The organism is Rathayibacter sp. VKM Ac-2762 (genome assembly GCF_009866585.1).
Lineage (GTDB): Bacteria > Actinomycetota > Actinomycetes > Actinomycetales > Microbacteriaceae > Rathayibacter.
Genome location: NZ_CP047419.1, coordinates 33,835 through 55,828 on the forward strand (window position 1 = coordinate 33,835; position 21,994 = coordinate 55,828).

Consider the following 21,994-nt stretch of genomic DNA (forward strand, 5'->3'; position numbering starts at 1 on the left):
ACGGCCTCGTTCGCGAGGTCCCACGCCTCGTCGACGCGCCCGAGCAGGCGCAGCAGCTCCGCCTTCTCGGTGAGCGCGGCGAGGCTGCGCAGCGCGCCGATCTCCTCCAGGCGCTCCTGGGCGGCGTCGACGTCGATCTCCTCGTGAAGGGTCGCGGGGTCGTGGCGGATGATGATGCTCAGGGCGATGCTTCCTCGTGGAGTGCGGATCCGGATCGTCGCGCGCGGCGGACGAGAGGACGGTCGGGGTCGCTGACCCCGGCGTCGAGTGTACCGGCGGGTCCCCGGACGGCGCCCCGACGCGCGGCCCGGGTCAGCCCCGTCGCACCTGGAAGATGCTCCGCGCCGGCAGCGGCGACGGGGTGGCGGTCTCGTCCGTGACGACGAGGGCGCCGGCGATGAAGTTCTCGAGCTCCCGCCCCTGCACCAGCTTGGAGGGCGCGGGGTCGGAGGCGAGGCGCCGCGGCAGGCCGTCGAGCGGCAGCGGATCGGCGGAGGCGAGCATCACCACGTTCCCGAAGCGCTTGGCCTTGAGCATCTGGGTGTCGGTCATGATCGCGGTGTGCGCGAAGACGGAGGCGAGCGTCGCGGCCTGGGCGCGGGCGAAGGCGAGTGCGCCGCCGTCGGCCACGTTCACCGCGACCAGGCCGCCGGGGGCGAGCAGCGGCGCGATCGCCCCGTAGAACTCGGCGCTGGTCACGTGCGCGGGAGTGCGCGCGCCCGAGAAGATGTCGACGACGACCACGTCGACCGTGCCGCGCAGCCCGGGCGGCAGCTTGCCGAGCACCTCGCGGGCGTCGCCCTGGCGGATGCGGATCTGCGCCCCGCGGGGGAGCGGGAGCGCCTCGCGCACCAGCTCGACCAGAGCGCCCTCGATCTCGACGACCTGCTGGCGCGACCCCGGCCGGGTCGCGGCGACGTAGCGGGGGAGGGTCAGCGCTCCGGCGCCCAGGTGGAGCGCCGTGACGCTCTCGCCCTCGGGGGCGACGAGGTCGATCGCATGGCCGATCCGGCGGACGTACTCGAAGGAGAGGTGCGTCGGATCCGCGAGGTCGACGTGCGACTGCGGAGTGCCGTCGACGACCAGGGTCGCCGCCTCGGGCGAGTGGCGGTCGGGCTCGATCCGCGCGGTGTACCCGCTGGCGAGCACGGCGCGGGGGTGCTCGGAGTCGTCTCCGCGTCGGCGGCCGGTGCGTTCCTGCATCCGACCAGTCTGCCGCGGCGGCGGGACGGCGGGGCTCCGCGCCCGGCCCGGTCGGATCGATCCGGGAGGCCGTGGCCTCGTATACCGGACCCCGCGGGGCGGCGCAAGCATCCGCACTTGCGCGGCGTGGCGCGATGCGGCTATATTCGTACTTTGCGCTCCCAAGTACCCATGCCCTCATATCGCGGTCGGCAGGTCACCGGAACCCGGCATCAGATGGTGGATGCCGTTGCCACACTCTAGCCCCGCCCCCAAGACCGAGTCGCCTCGGTCCGCACGGCGTGCGGGCAGGGGTGGCGGCCCGTCCGGCGGGAGCCCACTCCACACATCCCACAGATTGAGACCCGCGAGGGTCTACGGAGGTTCCTTCCTTGGCTGCTGCGTCCACCGCGACCACCACCTCACCCAAGAACGGACGCGGAGCTTCGCGTCTCTCGTTCGCCAAGATCAGCGACACCCTGACCGTTCCGGATCTGCTCGCGCTGCAGACCGAGAGCTTCGACTGGCTCGTCGGCTCGGAGGCGTGGAAGACCCGCGTCGCCGAGGCGAAGGCCGCCGGCCGGGAGGACCTCCCCGCCAACTCCGGCCTCGACGAGATCTTCGAGGAGATCTCCCCGATCGAGGACCTCAGCGAGACGATGCAGCTGAGCTTCACGAACCCGTACCTCGAGCCCGAGAAGTACACGATCGAGGAGTGCAAGGAGCGCGGCAAGACCTACGCCGCTCCGCTGTACGTCGAGGCCGAGTTCATGAACCACCTCACGGGTGAGATCAAGACCCAGACGGTCTTCATGGGCGACTTCCCGCTGATGACCGAGAAGGGCACGTTCATCATCAACGGCACCGAGCGTGTCGTCGTGTCCCAGCTCGTGCGCAGCCCCGGCGTCTACTTCGAGCGCCAGCAGGAGAAGACGTCCGACAAGGACATCTACTCCGCCCGCGTCATCCCGAGCCGTGGAGCCTGGCTCGAGTTCGAGATCGACAAGCGCGACCAGGTCGGCGTGCGCATCGACCGCAAGCGCAAGCAGTCGGTCACCGTGTTCCTCAAGGCCCTCGGCCTGACGAGCGAGGAGATCCTCGAGCAGTTCGCCGGCTACGAGTCGATCGAGCTGACCCTCGAGAAGGACAACATCCTCACCAAGGAGGACGCCCTCCGCGACATCTACCGCAAGCTCCGTCCGGGCGAGCAGGTCGCCGCCGAGGCCGCCCGCGCGCTGCTGGACAACTTCTACTTCAACTCCAAGCGCTACGACCTCGCGAAGGTCGGCCGCTACAAGATCAACCGCAAGCTCGGCATCGACAAGGCGCTGTCCGACTCGGTGCTCACGGTCGAGGACATCATCGCGACCATCAAGTACCTGGTCGCCCTGCACGACGGCCGCACCGCCCTCCCCGGCGTGCGCGACGGCGAGCCGGTGGAGCTGCGTCTCGACGTCGACGACATCGACCACTTCGGCAACCGCCGCATCCGCGCGGTCGGCGAGCTGATCCAGAACCAGGTCCGCACCGGACTGTCCCGCATGGAGCGCGTCGTCCGCGAGCGCATGACCACGCAGGACATCGAGGCGATCACCCCGCAGACCCTGATCAACGTGCGCCCCGTCGTCGCCGCGATCAAGGAGTTCTTCGGGACCAGCCAGCTGTCGCAGTTCATGGACCAGAACAACCCGCTCGCGGGTCTGACCCACAAGCGCCGCCTGTCGGCGCTCGGCCCCGGCGGTCTCTCCCGTGAGCGCGCCGGCGTCGAGGTCCGCGACGTCCACCCCTCGCACTACGGCCGCATGTGCCCGATCGAGACCCCGGAAGGCCCGAACATCGGCCTGATCGGATCGCTCGCGTCCTTCGCGCGCATCAACTCGTTCGGCTTCATCGAGACCCCGTACCGCAAGGTCGTCGACGGCACCGTCACCTCGCAGATCGACTACCTCACCGCGTCCGAGGAGGACGAGTACCTGGTCGCCCAGGCGAACGCCCCCCTCACGAAGGACTTCCGCTTCGCGGAGGGCAAGGTCCTGGTCCGCCCCAAGGGCGGAGAGGTCGAGCTCGTCGACGCCGAGCGCGTCCACTACATGGACGTCTCGCCGCGCCAGATGGTCTCGGTCGCGACCTCGCTGATCCCGTTCCTCGAGCACGACGACGCGAACCGCGCGCTCATGGGCGCGAACATGCAGCGTCAGGCCGTCCCGCTGCTGCGCAGCGAGTCGCCCGTCGTCGGAACCGGCATGGAGGGCTTCGCGGCCATCGACGCCGGCGACGTCATCACCGCCGACAAGGCCGGTGTCGTCCAGGAGGTCTCCGCCGACTCCGTCACCGTCCAGCTGGACGAGGGCGGCACGCAGACCTACTTCCTCCGCAAGTTCGACCGCTCCAACCAGGGCACCTCGTACAACAACCGCGTGGTCGTCTCGGCCGGCGAGCGCATCGAGGTCGGCGAGGTCGTCGCCGACGGCCCCGCCACCGAGAACGGCGAGCTCGCGCTGGGCAAGAACCTGCTCGTCGCGTTCATGCCGTGGGAGGGCCACAACTTCGAGGACGCGATCATCCTCAGCCAGAACCTGGTGAAGGACGACGTCCTCTCCTCGATCCACATCGAGGAGTACGAGGTCGACGCCCGCGACACCAAGCTCGGCAAGGAGGAGATCACCCGCGACCTCCCCAACGTCAGCCCGGAGCTCCTGGCCGACCTGGACGAGCGCGGCATCATCCGCATCGGCGCCGAGGTCCGCCCCGGCGACATCCTCGTCGGCAAGGTCACGCCCAAGGGCGAGACCGAGCTCTCGGCCGAGGAGCGCCTGCTCCGCGCGATCTTCAACGAGAAGAGCCGCGAGGTCCGCGACACGTCGCTGAAGGTGCCCCACGGCGAGCAGGGCACGATCATCGGCGTCAAGGTGTTCGACGCGCAGGACGGCGACGACGAGCTCGGCTCGGGCGTCAACCAGCGCGTGGTCGTCTACATCGCCCAGAAGCGCAAGATCACCGAGGGCGACAAGCTCGCCGGCCGCCACGGCAACAAGGGCGTCATCTCGAAGATCCTGCCGGTCGAGGACATGCCGTTCCTCGCCGACGGCACCCCGGTCGACATCGTCCTCAACCCGCTCGGCGTCCCCGGCCGCATGAACTTCGGCCAGGTCCTCGAGATCCACCTCGGGTGGATCGCGAAGCAGGGCTGGAAGGTCGAGGGCCAGCCGGAGTGGGCCGCGCGCCTGCCCGAGCACGCCCGCGAGGCGGCGCCCGGCACCAAGGTCGCGACCCCCGTCTTCGACGGCGCGGCGGAGGAGGAGCTCGCAGGGCTCCTCGACTCCACCACCCCGACCCGCGACGGAGAGCGCCTGATCGGCTCGTCCGGCAAGACGCAGCTGTTCGACGGCCGCTCCGGGGAGCCCTTCCCGGACCCGGTCTCGGTCGGCTACATGTACATCCTGAAGCTGCACCACCTCGTCGACGACAAGATCCACGCGCGCTCGACGGGCCCGTACTCGATGATCACCCAGCAGCCACTCGGTGGTAAGGCGCAGTTCGGCGGACAGCGCTTCGGCGAGATGGAGGTGTGGGCCCTCGAGGCCTACGGCGCCGCCTACGCCCTCCAGGAGCTCCTCACCATCAAGTCGGACGACATCCTCGGCCGCGTGAAGGTGTACGAGGCCATCGTCAAGGGCGAGAACATCCAGGAGCCCGGCATCCCGGAGTCCTTCAAGGTCCTCATCAAGGAGATGCAGTCCCTGTGCCTGAACGTCGAGGTCCTCTCGGCCGACGGCACCGCGGTCAGCCTGCGCGACACCGATGACGAGGTCTACCGCGCCGCGGAAGAGCTCGGCATCAACATCTCCTCCCGGTTCGAGTCGTCCTCCGTCGACGACATCTGATCCGCGCCAGCATCTGACGACCTCCCGTCTCTGACGAGACACCCTGTTTTCCGACAAGGAGAAAACATTGCTCGACGTAACCACTTTCGATGAGCTGCGCATCGGCCTCGCAACGGCCGATGACATCCGTCGCTGGTCGCACGGTGAAGTGAAGAAGCCCGAGACCATCAACTACCGCACCCTGAAGCCCGAGAAGGACGGCCTGTTCGGCGAGCAGATCTTCGGTCCCTCTCGCGACTGGGAGTGCTCCTGCGGCAAGTACAAGCGAGTCCGCTTCAAGGGCATCGTCTGCGAGCGCTGCGGCGTCGAGGTCACCAAGTCCTCGGTCCGCCGCGAGCGGATGGGCCACATCGAGCTCGCCGCCCCCGTCACCCACATCTGGTACTTCAAGGGCGTCCCCTCGCGCCTCGGATACCTGCTGGACATGGCGCCGAAGGACCTCGAGAAGGTCATCTACTTCGCGGCGTACATGATCATCGACGTGGACGACGACGGCCGTCACGCCGACATGCCCGGCCTCGAGAACGAGCTCCGGCTCGAGATCAAGACCCTCTCGGACCAGCGCGACTCCCGCATCGCGGACCGCCTGGCGCGCCTGGAGACCGACCTCGCCGCCCTGGAGGCGGAGGGCGCCAAGAGCGACCAGAAGCGCCGCACCAAGGACGGCGCCGAGAAGGAGATGGGCCAGATCCGCAAGTCCTTCGACGAGGACATCGCGCGGCTCGAGAGCGTGTGGGAGCAGTTCCGCACCCTCAAGGTCGGCGACCTCAAGCCCGAGGACGCGGTCTTCAACGAGCTCGTCGACCGGTACGGCGTCTACTTCGAGGCTTACATGGGCGCCGAGGCGATCAAGAAGCGCCTCGAGCAGTTCGACCTCCAGGCCGAGGCCGAGACGCTGCACCTGCAGATCGCCGAGGGCAAGGGTCAGAAGAAGATCCGCGCCATCAAGCGCCTGCGCGTCGTCAACTCGTTCCTCGCCACCGGCAACTCGCCGGCCGCGATGGTCCTCGACGTCGTCCCGGTCATCCCGCCGGAGCTGCGCCCGATGGTGCAGCTCGACGGAGGCCGGTTCGCGACCAGCGACCTGAACGACCTCTACCGTCGCGTGATCAACCGCAACAACCGACTCCGCCGCCTGCTCGACCTCGGTGCCCCCGAGATCATCGTGAACAACGAGAAGCGCATGCTCCAGGAGGCGGTCGACGCCCTCTTCGACAACGGCCGCCGCGGCCGCCCCGTCACCGGAACCGGCAACCGCGCCCTGAAGTCCCTGAGCGACATGCTCAAGGGAAAGCAGGGTCGCTTCCGCCAGAACCTGCTGGGCAAGCGCGTCGACTACTCGGGACGCTCGGTCATCATCGTCGGCCCGCAGCTCAAGCTGCACCAGTGCGGTCTGCCCAAGCAGATGGCGCTGGAGCTGTTCAAGCCGTTCGTGATCAAGCGCCTGATCGACCTGTCGCACGCGCAGAACATCAAGGCCGCCAAGCGCATGGTGGAGCGCTCGCGCCCGCAGGTGTGGGACGTGCTCGAGGAGATCATCCGCGAGCGCCCCGTCCTGCTGAACCGCGCGCCCACGCTGCACCGTCTCGGCATCCAGGCCTTCGAGCCCCAGCTGGTCGAGGGCAAGGCGATCCAGCTGCACCCGCTCGTCTGCGCCGCGTTCAACGCGGACTTCGACGGCGACCAGATGGCCGTCCACCTGCCGCTGTCCGTCGAGGCCCAGGCCGAGGCGCGCATCCTGATGCTCGCGTCGAACAACATCCTCAAGCCCTCGGACGGCCGTCCGGTCACCCTGCCCACGCAGGACATGATCATCGGCCTCCACCACCTGACGACGATCCGCGAGGGCGCCGCCGGCGAGGGCCGCGCGTTCTCCTCCGTCTCGGAGGCGATCCTCGCGAAGGACCAGGGCTCGCTGCACCTGAACTCGAAGGTCAGGATCCGCATGTCGGACGTGTACTTCGCGCAGGGTCAGGCACCCGAGGGCGTCGAGATCGACGAGAACGGCAAGGTCACCGCGCCGGTCCTCCTCGAGACCACGCTCGGCCGCGCCCTCTTCAACGAGGCGCTGCCGGTCGACTACCCCTACTTCGAGCAGGTCGCCGACAAGACGACCATCTCCGGGATCGTCAACGACCTCGCGGAGCGCTACCCGAAGGTGGAGGTCGCCGCCTCCCTCGACCGGATCAAGGACGCCGGCTTCTACTGGGCCACCCGCTCGGGTGTCACCGTGGCGCTGTCCGACATCCTCACGCCTCCGTCGAAGCCCGAGATCATCGCGGGCTACGAGAAGAAGGCCGCGAAGGTCGAGTCCGAGTACGACAAGGGTCTGACCACTCAGGCCGAGCGCCGCCAGGAGCTCGTGAAGATCTGGACCGAGGCGACCGACGAGGTCGCCAAGGCCATGCGCGCGAACTTCCCGACGGACAACACCATCAACCGCATGGTCACCTCCGGTGCCCGCGGCAACTGGCTGCAGGTGCGCAACATCGCCGGCATGCGAGGCCTGGTGAACAACCCGAAGGGCGAGATCATCGCCCGACCGATCATCTCCTCGTACCGCGAGGGCCTGTCGGTCGCCGAGTACTTCATCGCCACGCACGGTGCCCGCAAGGGCCTGGCCGACACCGCGCTCCGCACCGCGGACTCGGGCTACCTGACGCGTCGACTCGTCGACGTCTCGCAGGACGTCATCATCCGCGAGGAGGACTGCGGCACCTCGAAGGGCCTCGACCTGCCGATCATGCTCCAGGACGCCACCGGCGCCTGGATCAAGGACTCCAACGTCGAGAACTCCGTCTACGCCCGCTCGCTCGCCACCCCGGCGTCGAACGAGGCCGGCGAGCTCGTCGCCGAGGCCGGCGAGGACGTGGGCGACGTGCTCATCGAGAAGCTGGTCGGAGCGGGCGTGCGCCACATCAAGGTGCGCTCCGTCCTGACCTGCGAGTCCGCCGTCGGCGTCTGCGCGGCCTGCTACGGCCGCTCGCTCGCCACCGGCAAGCTCGTCGACATCGGAGAGGCCGTCGGCATCATCGCGGCCCAGTCGATCGGCGAGCCCGGCACGCAGCTCACGATGCGCACCTTCCACACCGGTGGATCGGCCTCGGCCGACGACATCACGCAGGGTCTTCCCCGCGTGCAGGAGCTCTTCGAGGCCCGCACCCCCAAGGGCGCGTCGCCGATCGCGGAGGCCGCCGGCCGGATCACCATCGAGGACACCGACCGTGCCCGCCGCGTCATCCTCCAGCCGGACAACGGCGACGAGGCGGTCATCTACCCGGTGCTCAAGCGCTCGCAGCTCCTCATCGAGGACGGCCAGCACGTCGAGCTCGGGCAGCAGCTGCACGTCGGAACGGTCGACCCCAAGGAGGTCCTGCGCGTGCTGGGCGTCCGCGAGGTCCAGAAGCACCTGGTGGGCGGCGTCCAGGGCGTCTACCGCTCGCAGGGTGTGCCGATCCACGACAAGCACATCGAGGTCATCGTGCGTCAGATGCTCCGCAAGGTCACCGTGGTCGACCACGGCGACACGGAGCTGCTGCCGGGCGAGCTCGTCGACCGCTCGCGCTACAGCGAGGTCAACCGTGCGGCTCTGACCGAGGGCAAGCGGACCGCGTCCGCCCGCCAGGAGGTCATGGGCATCACCAAGGCCTCGCTCGCGACCGAGTCGTGGCTGTCGGCCGCGTCCTTCCAGGAGACCACCCGCGTCCTCACGCAGGCGGCCATGGAGGGCAAGCGCGACCCGCTGATGGGCCTGAAGGAGAACGTGATCATCGGAAAGCTGATCCCGGCGGGAACCGGTCTGCCCAAGTACCGGAACGTGTCGGTCGAGGCGACCGAGGAAGCGAAGGCCGAGCGGTACCCCAACCGCATCTTCGCCGACGACGCCGCGTTCAGCGACGCCGACCTCTCGTTCGTCGACTTCGACTCGTTCTCGAGCGACGGCTACGAGCCGGGCAACTACAGCTGATCCAGGTGAGCTGAACGATCGAAGGCCCCGTCGGGACACCGGCGGGGCCTTCGTCGTCCCCCGGCCCGCGGTCACCCGCACGGGGGGGCCGCCCGTTCGCGACGAGCGGCCCTCCCCGCAGGAGCGGGGTGATTGACTCGATGAGTGCTCGTCGGGTCGAGCCTGTACCCGTTCCCCGTCCTGGTCGCGGCACGTGAGGAAACGCGCGGATGAGACTCGTGATCGTCGTGCTGGCCGCACTGCTCGTGGTGGTCGGCGTCGTCATGGTGCCCGCGGGGCGGGCGGAGGCGGCCGAGGCGGTCGCTCCCTCGTCCTGCGGCGTCGCGGAGCTGGCTCCCGTGCTCGCGGGCGACGACGTCCGGCCGCGCTCCGCCGCCGCGCTGGTCCCCATCGTGATGCTGCACGGCTGGCTGGGCACGGCGACGCACGACGCCGACCGCACAGGGGCCTTCTCCCATCTCGTGGACATGGTGTCGTCGGAGTCGGCGACCGCTCCGCTCGACGCTCCCGAGCCGTCCCTCCTCGGCCGGCTGCAGCAGATCGACGGCGCCGCGGTCTACACCTTCGACTACCGCCGGCTCGCCGCGCGCTGGGTCACCGATCCGGGGATCAGCGACGCGCTCGCCTCCTCGATCGCCTGCCTCGTCTCCGCGACCGGGCACCGCGCCGTCGTCGTCGCGCACTCGATGGGAGGGCTCGCCGCCCGCCAAGCGCTGAGCGGCTCGGTCGACGGGACCGCCGTCGCCTCGATGGTCTCGTCCGTCCTCACCTTCGGCACCCCGAACACGGGATCCGACGTCGCGGAGCGCCTCGGACGGATGGTCGACGACTCCGGTCAGGTCAGCCCCGCGGTGATCGCAGGATTGGACCCGCAGAGCCGGCTGAGCGTCTCGGCGATGCTCGCCTCCTGCGGGGACGCCGTCTCGGAGGACGCCGAGCACGCGGGGGAGTGCACGGGAGTGCCGATGATCGACGCTCTCGCCTCGGCGGCGGGCAAGGGCCTGCGGACGGGATCCACCGAGCTCGGCTCCCTGCCGCCCTGGCCCGCCGGTGTGCACGTGACGGCGCTGGTGGGTGACATCCAGGTGACCGCCGCGGTGGCGCTCGGCCTCGCCAGCGCCCCGGTCGACCTCGGCGACATCATGGTCGCGACCGGATCGGCGACGGCCGGAGTCGACGACTACGTGGTCTCGACCTGCCGCTACACCTATTTCGCCGCAGCGGACGTGCCGTCCCTCGTCGCCGAGCTCTCGCCGTTCGCGCGGCTCGGCGACGCTCTGCGCTTCGCGAAGCTCGTGGTCGACGTCGACGCGAGCCCGTGCCACCACGCGCGGCTGACCCGGAACGTCGACCTCGTCGAGCACGCCACCGGCGTCGTGTCGGACGTCGTCGCGGGCGAGCTGTCCGCTCCGCACGCCTCTCGAGCGCAGACCGCGGCGAGGCCGCTCCCGGCGGCGGAGGAGTCCCGGAGGCGGTTCTCGTGACCGGTCGGCGGACGCCGCCGAGGAGACATCATGTCGCGTCAGTTGACGGACGTCTGTCGGGAAGCATACGGTCGAACCGGCCCATGGGGAGGCCGCCTGGGGGACAGGCAGCGCGGCCCGCGCGGCACCCGAGCCGCATGCGCGGGCCGCGCCCGTCCCCGATCTCCTCTCACGTTCCGCGCTCCCTCCGGGTACGCTCGGCTGGACAGCAGATGTCGGAGACTTCCTCCGTGCATCCCGGCGCCGGAGGCCTGATGAGCGACGACCCCCTCGATGCGGAGGAGTCGGCGCGTCCTCCCCGCCTGACCCGCGAGCAGGTCCGCACCCGCCTGCTGGACGCCGCTCTCGCAGTCGTCCGCGCCGAGGGCCTGCGCGTCGGAGTCGCCCACCTGCCCCTCGAGGACGTCATCCGCTCGGCGGGTGTTCCGCGCAGCACCGTGTACCGGATCTGGCCCACCCGCCAGTCGTTCTACGACGAGCTGATCGCCGCGATCCCGGAGAGGGTCCTCGCCACCCGCCTCGACCAGCCGTCCCTGCGGGCCGGGAACTCCCACCTCCACCGCAGCCTCGACCCCGAGCCGACCCCGGCGCAGCGCCGCGAGGCCCTGACCGCCTCCGTCCGGGTCGCCGTCGACGCGAACGTCGACAACGTCTTCTCGTCGCAGCACTGGCGCAACTTCATCGCGCTCGCCGGCGCGGTGGGATCGCACGAAGAGCCGGCACGGACCGCCATCGGATCCGCTCTGCGGTCCCGCCAGCTGCACTTCATCGACAACATGGCGAAGTACTACGAGCACACCCTCGCCGAGGCGGGGCTCCGGCTGCGCCCGGACCGCGGCTCCGCCGCTCTCGCCTCCGCCGTCTCGGCACTGATCGAGGGGCTGTGCATCGCGCGGATCGCGGCACCGGAGCTGGTGACCGGCCCGCTCGACCCGGCCGATCCCGAGGGGCCGTCACTGGCGGTGGTGTCGGTGCTGCTGCTGATCGACGGGTTCACCGAACCGGACGAGTGATCCGGGTCGCGGGGTCCGCTCAGTCCTCTGCGACCGGCTCCAGCATCCCGTCGACGATCGAGCGGATCGTCCAGGCCGCCAGAGTCCACTCGACCGGCTCGCCGTCGAGGCCGGGGGCGGTCACCGGAGCGTCGAGGTCGTCGTCGAGGAGCCGGCCGCGGTGCGCGAGCCCGTCGATCACGATCGCGGTGAGGTGGGCGAGCTGGAGCGTCGTGAATCCCGGGCGCATCGTCCCGCCGAAGACCTGCAGCGTCTCCTCGTAGAAGTCGCGCATCCGGCGCGTGAGCATGCCCTCGATCCGCTTCGCCGTGGAGCGCACGGCGTCGCGTGCAGGCCCCTCCTCCATCGAGAAGGTGCAGGCGAGCAGTGCGTTGTACGACGACCAGTCGGCGGAGCGGCGGAGCGACTCGGCATTGGCCCGCGCGCCGATGCGGATGGTCTCCCAGGCGACCCGGCGGCGGCCGGCGGCCGTGGAGAGCAGATCGGTGGAGCGCTCGTAGACCTCGCGCATCTCCTGCTGGGCCTCGGGATCGGCGCCCTCCGCGTACCGGTCGTGCACGAAGACCTCGCCGACCAGGTCGGCCACGAACTCCTCGCGCGTGCTCCAGATCCGGTAGACGGAGCTGCGCGGCACGCCGGCCAGGCGGATGTACTCCTCCATGGGCAGGTGCGCGAAGCTCACCGTGAGGCCGTGGTTCGAGACGACGTCGCGCGCCGTGGCGATCATGCGGCTGCGGACCTGCTCCGCGGGGATCCTCCGGGCCCGCCGGGAGCCCTCTGCGCTGTCGTCCATGGAGAGGGACACTAGCCGGAGACGGTGCCGCGGGTGGTCCTCCACGCGCTCCGTGAGCCGATCCGGAGCGCTCTGGGGGCGTCCTCCCACTGAGACGGAATGTCCCATCAGGTGCACGACGACGTCGCGGACCGCTACGGTGCAGCCGGGGCGGACCCGAACCTGCCCCTGCTAGGGGACCCCCGTGACCGGATTCGATCGGTTCACGCTGGCCGTCGTCGACGGACCAGCGATCGAGCGCGCCGCGCTGCAGGCGCTGCTCGCGCAGCTGCTGCCGCAGTTCTCGCACGACGAGGAGGGCGTCGACCGCATCGCGGTCCTCGACCTGGACGGCGTGCCCGGCGAGGAGGTGGCCGACACCCTCGAGCGTGCGGCAGCCCGGACCGTCGGCCTCGTCGTGCTCTCCTCCTCCGACTCCCTGGAGCCGGTGCGGGCCGTGCTGCGACGGGAGAGGGCGGCGTACGTCTGGAAGGGCGACGACCCCAGCGAGCTCGCGGCGGCGGTCGTCTCGGTCGCCTCCGGCCGCACCTGGATCTCGGACACCGCCCGCCACCGGCTCGTGCACGGGCGCGAGGATCGCCGCCCGGTGCTGAGCCCGCAGGAGAGCCGTGTGATGCGCGCCTACGGAGCGGGTGCCGCGGTCCGCACCGTCGCGGTCGACCTCAGCGTCGCCGAGCACACCGTCCGCACCTACATCAAGCGGATCCGCGCCAAGTACCTCGAGACCGGCGTCACTCTCGACTCACGGGTCGACTTCTACCGCCACCTCGGCGACCACGACGTCGCCATCCGCCGCGGCGGAGACCGGGTGCGGGCCGGCGCGCAGCAGGCGGCCGGCGACGTGGTCGGCGAGCGCCGAGCCTGAGGCGAGCAGGATCGCGTTCCCGCCGGTGCGCCCCTCGACGAAGGCCGTCGATCCGACCGCTGCGGTGACCGGGAGCAGCTCCCGGACGACCCCGCGCAGGCGGTCGAGCCTCCGGTGGTCGGCGTCGTCGGCGACGTTGACCGCGAGGAGCCCGTCGGCGCCGACGCGGGCGGCGAGCGGAGCGAGGACGGACGCGCGGTAGAACGCCTCCGGGATCTCGTCCCCGTCGTAGACGTCGAGCACGACGAGGTCGGCGCTCCAGGGCGGCAGGGGCCCTGCGGCGTCGGCCGTGAGGAGTCGGACGCGCGCGCCGCGGGGAAGCGGCGCGTGCTCGAGCACGAACTCCACGAGTCCCGCCGCGCTCTCCACCGCGAGCTGCTCGGAGCCCGGCCGGGTCGCGGCGACGTACCGGGCCAGGGCCAGTGCTCCGGCTCCGAGGTGCAGCACGCGCAGCGGCACGCCGGGCGGGGCGGCGGCGTCGACCACCGCGCCGAGGCGCGCGAGGTACTCGAGGTGCAGAGCCCGGGGATCGCCCGGATCGATCAGCGACTGCTCCGCGCCGTCGACCGTGAGCAGCAGCGCCTCCGGCCGCACGGGATCCGGCCCCAGCACGGCCGTGCGGCCTCCCGGCAGCAGGAGGGACGGAGGCATCCCGTCACGCTAGCGCTCCTCGCGCGATCCGCCCCGCCGCCGCTACGGTGACAGGCATGGCCGCCCTGATCCTGCTCGACGTCGACGGCGTCCTGAACCCCTCTGTCCGCAGCGATCGCGCCTCGGGCTCGCACCGCCTGGAGCTCGAGCCGGAGCGGGCGGCGCTCGTCGCCCGCCTGGCCGCGGTCGGCACGATCGTGTGGGCCACGACCTGGCCGCCGCGCTTGACGCGGGTCCTCGCCCAGGACCTCGGGCTGCCGGCGGGCACGGAGGCGATCGCCTTCGACGGCGGCCTCCCGCGCGACCCGCGGTTCCCGGGCCGGACGGGCAAGCTCCAGCCCGTCGCGGTGTGGCTGGAGGCGGCCGCCGAGCGCGGCGCGATCGACGCCGTGGTGTGGATCGACGACAACCTCCACGAGGACGCGTACGACTGGGCCCGCGAGCAGAGCACCCCCTTCCACCTGGTGCGTCCGGAGTCGGCGACGGGCCTCACGAGCGACGAGGTCGCCGGTGCCGAGCACTTCCTGGCCGGACTCCCGGCGTCACACGGCGACATCCGGGAATAGGGCCGCCCCCTCCACTGGTTATCGTCACTCCGGGCGGTTCCGCCGAGCAGCGGTCCGCCCCGGGACGACCCGTCCCCTCGTCGATCCCCGCGCCGCATCCGGCGCAGCGGGACCGCCACGACTCCGTGATGCACCGAAGGACAACACCGTGACCCTCTCCGCCCGCACCTCCCTGCGCGTCCTGCTCGGCACGACCGCCGCCGCCGCCGCCCTGGTCCTCGCCGGCTGCGCGCCCGCCTCGACCGACGACGTGGTCTCCGGCTCGAGCGGCGAGGGCACCGCCTCCGCGAGCTCCGGCCTGACCCTGGCCGAGGTCGAGGACTCGGGGAAGCTCACCATCGGCACCGAGGGCACCTACCCGCCCTTCTCCTTCCACGCCGACGGCGGGACGGGAGCCCTCACCGGCTACGACGTCGATGTGATCACCGCCGTGGCCGAGAAGCTGGGCGTCGAGCCCGACTTCCAGGAGACGCAGTGGGACGCCATGTTCGCGGGCCTGGACGGAGCGCGCTTCGACGTGATCGCGAACCAGGTCTCGATCAACGACGAACGCGAGGCGAAGTACGACTTCTCGGAGCCGTACTCGGTCAGCCCCGGCGTCGTGATCGTCCCCTCGAGCGACACCTCGATCACCGACCTCGCCGGCCTCTCCGGCAAGACCACCGCGCAGTCGCTCTCGAGCAACTGGTACACCGTCGCGCAGAGGAACGGCGCCGAGGTCGAGGGCGTCGAGGGCTGGGCGCAGGCCATCGCCCTCGTCGAGCAGGGCCGCGTCGACGCGACCGTGAACGACCGCCTCACCTGGCTCGACTGGTCCACGACCTACCCCGACCAGGCCGCGGGCCTCAAGGTCGCCGTCACCACCGACGACACCTCCGAGAGCGCTTTCACCTTCCCGAAGGGCTCGGACGACCTCGTCGAGGCCGTCGACTCCGCCCTCGACGAGCTGCGCGAGGACGGCACCCTCGCCTCCATCTCCGAGCGCTACTTCGGAGCCGACGTCTCCCAGTAGCCCCACCTCGAGACGGCTCCTCCCCTTCCGGGAGGGGCCGTCTCGTGCGTGAGCGGCCCCGACGCGGGGGAGCGGCGGAGCGGCTCAGGCAGCGGGTCCGCCCGCAAGGGCGCCCGCCCCGGCGCGAAGCGTGCCAGCATTCCCCAGGAGGCGGAGACGATCCGCCCCCGACGCCACCACCCGATCGAGCCGACCGCGGATCCTCCCGCGAAGGCGGGAGAACACAATGGACCTCGTCCTCCGGTCGTTCTGGCCGATCCTCTCCGGGGGCATCGTCGGGACGATCCCGCTCGCGCTGGCGAGCTTCGCCATCGGGCTCGTGCTCGCGCTGGCGGTCGCCCTGATGCGGCTCTCGCGGGTGCGGATCCTCTCCTGGATCGCGCGCGCCTACATCTCCGTCATCCGGGGCACGCCGCTCCTGGTGCAGCTGTTCGTGATCTTCTACGGGCTGCCGAGCCTCGGACTGAAGATCGACCCCTGGCCCAGCGCCACCATCGCGTTCGCCCTCAACGTGGGCGGCTACGCGGCGGAGGTGATCCGCGCGGCGATCCTCAGCGTCCCGAAGGGGCAGTGGGAGGCGGCGCACACGATCGGCATGAGCCGCTCGCTCTCGCTGCGGCGCATCATCCTCCCGCAGGCCGCGCGCGTCTCCGTCCCGCCGCTGTCGAACACCTTCATCTCGCTGGTGAAGGACACCTCGCTGGCCTCCCTCATCCTGGTGACCGAGCTCTTCCGGCAGGCGCAGAAGATCGCCACCGCGTCGAGCGAGTTCATGCTCCTCTACCTCGAGGCCGCTCTGATCTACTGGCTCATCTGCCTGGTGCTCTCCAGCGGCCAGGGCCTGCTCGAGAAGCGATTGGACCGCTATGTCGCCCGCTGACACTCCGACCGACGCCCGGCCCGTGCTCACGGCCCGCGGCCTCCGCAAGTCGTTCGGCGGGGTGGAGGTGCTGCGCGGCATCGACCTGGAGGTCCACCGCGGCGAGGTCGTCGCCCTGATCGGGCCGTCCGGCTCGGGCAAGACCACCGTCCTGCGCTCGCTGAACAGCCTCGAGGTGCCGGACGGCGGGGTGGTCGAGCTCGCCGACGGCAGCGTCCTCGACTTCGACCGCGGCGTCGGACGGAAGGCGCTGACCGGGCTGCGCGACCACTCCGCGATGGTCTTCCAGCACTTCAACCTCTTCCCGCACCTGACCGTCCTCCAGAACGTGACGGAGGGGCCGCTGCGAGTGCAGCGCCGTCCCGCGTCCGAGGTGGTCCCGGAGGCGGAGCGCCTGCTCGAGCGCGTCGGCCTCGGCGGTCGGGGGAGCGCCTACCCCTTCGAGCTCTCCGGCGGTCAGCAGCAGCGCGTGGGCATCGTCCGGGCGCTCGCGCTGCGGCCCGATCTGCTCCTCTTCGACGAGCCCACCTCGGCGCTGGACCCGGAGCTGGTCGGCGACGTGCTCTCGCTGATGCGGGAGCTGGCGGGGGAGGGCTGGACCATGCTCGTCGTGACGCACGAGCTCGAGTTCGCCCGGCAGGTGGCCTCGGAGGTCGTCTTCATGGCCGACGGCGTGGTCGTCGAGCGGGGCGCCCCTGCGCAGATCCTCCGGGAGCCGCGGGAGCCTCGCACCCGGCAGTTCCTGCACCGCCTCCTCCACCCGCTCGAGTAGACGGTCGGCGCTGTCCCCCGTCGACGGGGAGCCGCGCGGCGCACCGGGCGCGGCGGAAGGCGTGCCTATGCTGTCCGGGTGACCTGGAGCAGCGACGCCGAGACCACGCGGATCCCCTCCGCGACCGAGACGTCCGGCGGAACCGGACCCCAGCCGACCCGGGAGTACGTCTGGCCCGAGCCCGTGACGGGTCGGCAGCCGACCGTCGAGCCCGCCGCCCCGGCCGCCGCGGCGTCCGCCCCCAGCGCCCTCGGGCCGGTCGAGGCCGAGCCCGAGCCGGTCCGGCGCTCCGGCAACCGCCTCGCGGGCCTCGCGCTCGCCCTCCTGACGACCGCGGTCTTCGCCGTCCTGTACCTCGTCGCCCTGACGGCGATCCGCCTCCTCGTCGACCGCGTCGGCGGCGACCCGGTCGCCCTCGCGCTCGACGCTGCGCCGACCGCGCTCTTCCTCGCCCCGGTGGCCGCGTTCCTGGTCGGCCTGGCGCTGATCGTGCTGGTCGTGAACCGCGCGGGCTGGTGGGCCTACGTCCTCGGCGGCTTCCTCGTCGCCCTCCTCACGGCCGCGGCCGCGCTGGTCGGCGGCTGGAGCGCCGTCGGACCGCTCGCCCTGCCGATCGACCGCTCCCTCGCGCTCGACTACGTCAACGATCCCGCCGTCCTCGCGGCGGTCCTCGCCGCCGGCGTGCTCGGTCGGGAGGCGAGCGTCTGGGGCGGCGCCGCGATCGCGGGCCGCGCCCGGGGCGTCAAGCGCCGCAACGCCGAGCGCGAAGCGGCCGCGCAGTCGTGACTCCGGAGGGGCAGGGGCAGGGGCAGGGCCGCGGAGCCGGCCTGGGCTACGGCCTCGCGCTGGCCGGCTTCGCCGCGTTCCTCTACCTCGCCCTGGTCGTCTGCGCGTTCGGGGTCCTCAGCCTTCTGCTGGACCAGGACGTCGTGCCCGAGCGCGACGCCGGCCCGCTGCTGGGGCCGGTGTCGGTGGCGGTCTGCGTCGTCGCCGTGCTGGTCGCGATGGTGACCCTCGCCGCCCGTCCCGCCGTCCACCGCGTCCTCGGCCCGTCGCTGCTGACCGGGGTCGTCGTCTACCTGCTCTTCCTCGTCACGGGCGGAGCGCTCTACGGGCTCGGCCGCCAGGAGCCGGGGGAGATCCTCGGCTGGATCCTCGACCACGCCCCCACTGTCTTCGCGATCGCGACCGGCGTGCTCGCGGCCGCCGTCCAGCTCGTGTTCCTCCTGCTCCTGGCCCGTCGCGACGCCGGCGGCCGCAGCCCCCACTGGGGCTGGGAGGGCGACGAGCGGGAGTGACGACGGAGTCCCGGCGCGGCTCAGCGCGGCGCTGCGGCATCTCCCAGGGCGAACGCCGCTCGGTTGACCGGCCCCGTCACTCCCCGTAATATTCTTCGGGTGTGCGCTTTGCCGTGCGCTCGTGTCGTGCCTCCGGGTCGATGCGGTCGCCGCACTTCGCTCCACCGGGTCCGCGAGGATCCGCGGGTTCGTCCGATCGGGCGGCCCCCACGGCATACCCCTCACCCTCCCGGTCCCGCTCGCGGGGCCGCGGGGTGCGTCGGGTCCAGATGAACTCGGCCGTTCCCGGAGACGGGAGGGCCGAATGTCGACCATCGATCCGCTGTCACCGTGCAGCATTCAAGGAGCAAAACCAGTGCCAACGATTCAGCAGTTGGTCCGCAAGGGACGCACGCCGAAGGTCACCAAGACCAAGGCGCCCGCCCTGAAGGCCAACCCCCAGCAGCGCGGCGTCTGCACGCGCGTCTACACGACCACGCCCAAGAAGCCGAATTCGGCCCTCCGCAAGGTGGCCCGCGTGAAGCTCTCCAACGGCACCGAGGTCACCGCCTACATCCCCGGCGAGGGCCACAACCTGCAGGAGCACTCGATGGTGCTCGTGCGCGGCGGTCGCGTCAAGGACCTCCCCGGTGTCCGCTACAAGATCGTTCGCGGCGCCCTGGACACCCAGGCCGTCAAGAACCGCAAGCAGGCTCGCAGCCGGTACGGCGCGAAGATGGAGAAGAAGTAATGCCTCGTAAGGGCCCCGCTCCCAAGCGCCCCGTCGTCGCAGACCCCGTCTACGGCGCCCCCATCGTCAGCCAGCTCGTCAACAAGATCCTCCTGGACGGCAAGAAGGGCCTCGCCGAGCGCATCGTCTACGGTGCCCTCGAGGGCGTCGCCGGCAAGAACGGCCAGGACGCGGTCGTCACCCTCAAGAAGGCGCTCGACAACGTCCGCCCGACCCTCGAGGTCCGCAGCCGCCGCGTCGGCGGCTCGACCTACCAGGTCCCGGTCGAGGTCAAGCCCCACCGCGCCAACACCCTCGCGCTCCGCTGGCTCACCAGCTACGCGAAGGCCCGTCGCGAGAAGACGATGACCGAGCGTCTCATGAACGAGATCCTCGACGCGTCGAACGGTCTGGGCGCCGCTGTCAAGCGTCGCGAGGACACCCACAAGATGGCCGAGTCGAACAAGGCCTTCGCGCACTACCGCTGGTAGCGCACCCCGCGGCCGCCTCCGGGCGACCGCGACCGCCGGGCCCGCGGCGTCACCGCTGCGGGCCCGGTCCCGGCGGCGGATCGCCCGATCCCCGCGACCGGGCGACCGCCACCACCAGAATCCCAGCCATTCGGCCATGAACCCGGTGCGCTGGCTCCATCACCTATCGGAGGAACTCCGTGGCACAAGATGTGCTCACCGACCTGAACAAGGTCCGCAACATCGGCATCATGGCCCACATCGATGCCGGCAAGACCACCACCACCGAGCGCATCCTGTTCTACACGGGTATCACGCACAAGATCGGCGAGGTCCACGACGGCGCCGCGACGATGGACTGGATGGCGCAGGAGCAGGAGCGCGGCATCACGATCACGTCCGCCGCGACGACCTGCTTCTGGAACAAGAACCAGATCAACATCATCGACACCCCCGGTCACGTCGACTTCACGGTCGAGGTCGAGCGCTCGCTCCGCGTCCTCGACGGCGCCGTCGCCGTCTTCGACGGCAAGGAGGGCGTCGAGCCCCAGTCCGAGACCGTCTGGCGTCAGGCCGACAAGTACGACGTCCCGCGCATCTGCTTCGTCAACAAGATGGACAAGCTCGGCGCCGACTTCTACTACACGGTCGACACGATCATCAAGCGCCTCGGCGCGAAGCCGCTGGTCATCCAGCTGCCCATCGGCGCGGAGTCCTCCTTCGAGGGCGTCGTCGACCTGGTCGAGATGCGCGCGCTCACGTGGCGCGGCGACTCGAAGGGTGACGTCGCGCTCGGCGCGAAGTACGAGATCGAGGAGATCCCGGCCGACCTCGCCGACAAGGCGGCGGAGTACCGCGAGAAGCTCCTCGAGACCGTCGCGGAGACCTCCGACGAGCTGCTCGAGAAGTACTTCGGCGGCGAGGAGCTCACCGTCGCGGAGATCAAGGGCGCCATCCGCAAGATGACCGTCAACTCCGAGATCTACCCGGTGCTCTGCGGCTCGGCGTTCAAGAACCGCGGCGTCCAGCCGATGCTCGACGCTGTCGTGGACTACCTCCCCTCCCCGCTCGACGTCCCCGCCATCGAGGCGCATGACGTCCGCGACGAGGAGAAGGTCATCATGCGCCACGCGGACTCGACCGAGCCCTTCTCGGCGCTCGCGTTCAAGGTCGCCGTGCACCCGTTCTTCGGCCGCCTGACCTACGTCCGCGTCTACTCGGGCAAGCTCGACTCCGGCGCCCAGGTCATCAACTCGACCAAGGGCAAGAAGGAGCGCATCGGCAAGATCTTCCAGATGCACTCCAACAAGGAGAACCCGGTCGACTCGGTCACCGCCGGCCACATCTACGCCGTCATCGGCCTCAAGGACACCACCACCGGTGACACCCTGAGCGACCCGGCCGCGCAGGTCGTGCTCGAGTCGATGACCTTCCCGGAGCCCGTCATCGAGGTCGCCATCGAGCCCAAGACGAAGGCGGACCAGGAGAAGCTCGGCACCGCGATCCAGAAGCTCGCGGAGGAGGACCCCACCTTCCGCACCGAGCAGAACCAGGAGACCGGTCAGACGGTCATCAAGGGAATGGGCGAGCTGCACCTCGACATCCTGGTCGACCGCATGAAGCGCGAGTTCAACGTCGAGGCCAACGTGGGCAAGCCCCAGGTCGCGTACCGCGAGACGATCCGCCGCACAGTCGAGAAGTACGACTACACCCACAAGAAGCAGACGGGTGGCTCCGGCCAGTTCGCGAAGGTCCAGATCACCATCGAGCCGATGGAGGTCGAGGCCGACAAGACCTACGAGTTCGTCAACGGCGTCACCGGTGGCCGCGTCCCGCGCGAGTACATCCCCTCCGTCGACGCGGGCATCCGCGACGCCATGCAGGTCGGCGTGCTCGCCGGCTACCCCATGGTCGGCGTGAAGGCGACCCTGGTCGACGGAGCGGCGCACGACGTCGACTCCTCCGAGATGGCGTTCAAGATCGCCGGCTCGATCGCGTTCAAGGAGGCCTCGCGCAAGGCGCAGCCGGTCCTCCTCGAGCCGCTCATGGCCGTCGAGGTCCGTACTCCCGAGGAGTACATGGGCGACGTCATCGGCGACATCAACTCGCGTCGCGGGATGATCCAGTCGATGGAGGACGCCACCGGCATCAAGGTCATCCGGGCCAACGTCCCGCTGTCCGAGATGTTCGGCTACATCGGAGACCTGCGCTCGAAGACCTCGGGCCGCGCCGTCTACTCGATGACGTTCGAGACCTACGCCGAGGTCCCCAAGGCCGTGGCCGAGGAGATCGTCCAGAAGAACAAGGGCGAGTAGCTCCGCCCCTGGGCCGTCGCCGTTCCCCGGAACGGCGGCGGCCTGGTAGTGTCGTGCGGGTTTGCTGCCGAGTGCAGCGCGCCCCCTGTCGCAGCGGGACGGCCGCACGACCACTGCCGGTAACATACGTACA

Annotated in this window: 16 protein-coding genes; 14 read left to right on the plus strand and 2 right to left on the minus strand. The window is 70.6% G+C overall.

From position 1 onward, the window contains the following. Nucleotides 1–312: 312 nt before the first annotated feature. The gene (locus GTU71_RS00190; protein WP_104226766.1) at nt 313–1,203 is read right to left on the minus strand and encodes a fused MFS/spermidine synthase; all 891 of its coding nucleotides are present in this window, start codon (nt 1,201–1,203) and stop codon (nt 313–315) included. A 371-nt stretch (nt 1,204–1,574) separates the two neighbouring features. Here GTU71_RS00190 and rpoB point away from each other — a divergent pair, with 371 nt between their 5' ends. The 4 genes from rpoB to GTU71_RS00210 all read left to right on the plus strand — a co-directional run bounded on the left by rpoB (nt 1,575) and on the right by GTU71_RS00210 (nt 11,530). Beyond that, nucleotides 1,575–5,066: a DNA-directed RNA polymerase subunit beta gene (rpoB, locus tag GTU71_RS00195; RefSeq protein ID WP_104224581.1), complete on the plus strand. Its 3,492-nt coding sequence runs from the start codon at nt 1,575–1,577 to the stop codon at nt 5,064–5,066. 67 nt (nt 5,067–5,133) lie between these two features. After that, nucleotides 5,134–9,033 carry a DNA-directed RNA polymerase subunit beta' gene (locus tag GTU71_RS00200; protein WP_104224580.1) on the plus strand — a complete coding sequence of 1,300 codons (3,900 nt, stop codon included), beginning with the start codon at nt 5,134–5,136 and terminating at the stop codon, nt 9,031–9,033. Nucleotides 9,034–9,242: 209 nt separating this feature from the next. Then, nucleotides 9,243–10,517 carry a hypothetical protein gene (locus tag GTU71_RS00205; protein WP_159939069.1) on the plus strand — a complete coding sequence of 425 codons (1,275 nt, stop codon included), beginning with the start codon at nt 9,243–9,245 and terminating at the stop codon, nt 10,515–10,517. A gap of 254 nt (nt 10,518–10,771) precedes the next feature. Then, nucleotides 10,772–11,530: a TetR/AcrR family transcriptional regulator gene (locus GTU71_RS00210; protein WP_146086904.1), complete on the plus strand. Its 759-nt coding sequence runs from the start codon at nt 10,772–10,774 to the stop codon at nt 11,528–11,530. A 19-nt stretch (nt 11,531–11,549) separates the two neighbouring features. Here GTU71_RS00210 and GTU71_RS00215 read toward each other — a convergent pair whose 3' ends face one another. Then, nucleotides 11,550–12,323 (minus strand): hypothetical protein, encoded by a 774-nt coding sequence (locus GTU71_RS00215; protein ID WP_159939070.1) that lies wholly within the window; start codon nt 12,321–12,323, stop codon nt 11,550–11,552. Between the two features lie 184 nt (nt 12,324–12,507). Between GTU71_RS00215 and GTU71_RS00220 the strand changes: the two genes are divergently transcribed. The 10 genes from GTU71_RS00220 (at nt 12,508) to fusA (ending at nt 21,861) form a co-directional block, all read left to right on the plus strand. Next, the gene (locus tag GTU71_RS00220; RefSeq protein ID WP_159939071.1) at nt 12,508–13,188 is read left to right on the plus strand and encodes a LuxR C-terminal-related transcriptional regulator; all 681 of its coding nucleotides are present in this window, start codon (nt 12,508–12,510) and stop codon (nt 13,186–13,188) included. A 707-nt stretch (nt 13,189–13,895) separates the two neighbouring features. Further along, nucleotides 13,896–14,405: an HAD domain-containing protein gene (locus GTU71_RS00225; RefSeq protein ID WP_159939072.1), complete on the plus strand. Its 510-nt coding sequence runs from the start codon at nt 13,896–13,898 to the stop codon at nt 14,403–14,405. Nucleotides 14,406–14,655: 250 nt separating this feature from the next. Then, nucleotides 14,656–15,417, plus strand: coding sequence for an amino acid ABC transporter substrate-binding protein (locus tag GTU71_RS00230; protein WP_244230702.1), 762 nt, complete (start codon nt 14,656–14,658; stop codon nt 15,415–15,417). Nucleotides 15,418–15,643: 226 nt separating this feature from the next. Then, nucleotides 15,644–16,297 (plus strand): amino acid ABC transporter permease, encoded by a 654-nt coding sequence (locus GTU71_RS00235; RefSeq protein ID WP_104224574.1) that lies wholly within the window; start codon nt 15,644–15,646, stop codon nt 16,295–16,297. Further along, nucleotides 16,284–17,069: an amino acid ABC transporter ATP-binding protein gene (locus tag GTU71_RS00240; protein ID WP_104224573.1), complete on the plus strand. Its 786-nt coding sequence runs from the start codon at nt 16,284–16,286 to the stop codon at nt 17,067–17,069. Before GTU71_RS00235 ends, GTU71_RS00240 begins: the two co-directional genes overlap by 14 nt. 78 nt (nt 17,070–17,147) lie before the next feature. Further along, nucleotides 17,148–17,855 (plus strand): hypothetical protein, encoded by a 708-nt coding sequence (locus GTU71_RS00245; protein ID WP_159939073.1) that lies wholly within the window; start codon nt 17,148–17,150, stop codon nt 17,853–17,855. Then, nucleotides 17,852–18,367: a DUF6121 family protein gene (locus GTU71_RS00250; RefSeq protein ID WP_159939074.1), complete on the plus strand. Its 516-nt coding sequence runs from the start codon at nt 17,852–17,854 to the stop codon at nt 18,365–18,367. The genes GTU71_RS00245 and GTU71_RS00250 overlap by 4 nt, the downstream gene beginning before the upstream one ends. 355 nt (nt 18,368–18,722) lie before the next feature. After that, nucleotides 18,723–19,097, plus strand: coding sequence for a 30S ribosomal protein S12 (gene rpsL / locus GTU71_RS00255; protein ID WP_011186743.1), 375 nt, complete (start codon nt 18,723–18,725; stop codon nt 19,095–19,097). Next, nucleotides 19,097–19,567 carry a 30S ribosomal protein S7 gene (gene rpsG / locus GTU71_RS00260; RefSeq protein ID WP_068251443.1) on the plus strand — a complete coding sequence of 157 codons (471 nt, stop codon included), beginning with the start codon at nt 19,097–19,099 and terminating at the stop codon, nt 19,565–19,567. Before rpsL ends, rpsG begins: the two co-directional genes overlap by 1 nt. 179 nt (nt 19,568–19,746) lie before the next feature. After that, nucleotides 19,747–21,861, plus strand: coding sequence for an elongation factor G (fusA, locus tag GTU71_RS00265; protein WP_104224571.1), 2,115 nt, complete (start codon nt 19,747–19,749; stop codon nt 21,859–21,861). The last annotated feature ends 133 nt before the right edge of the window (nt 21,862–21,994 follow it).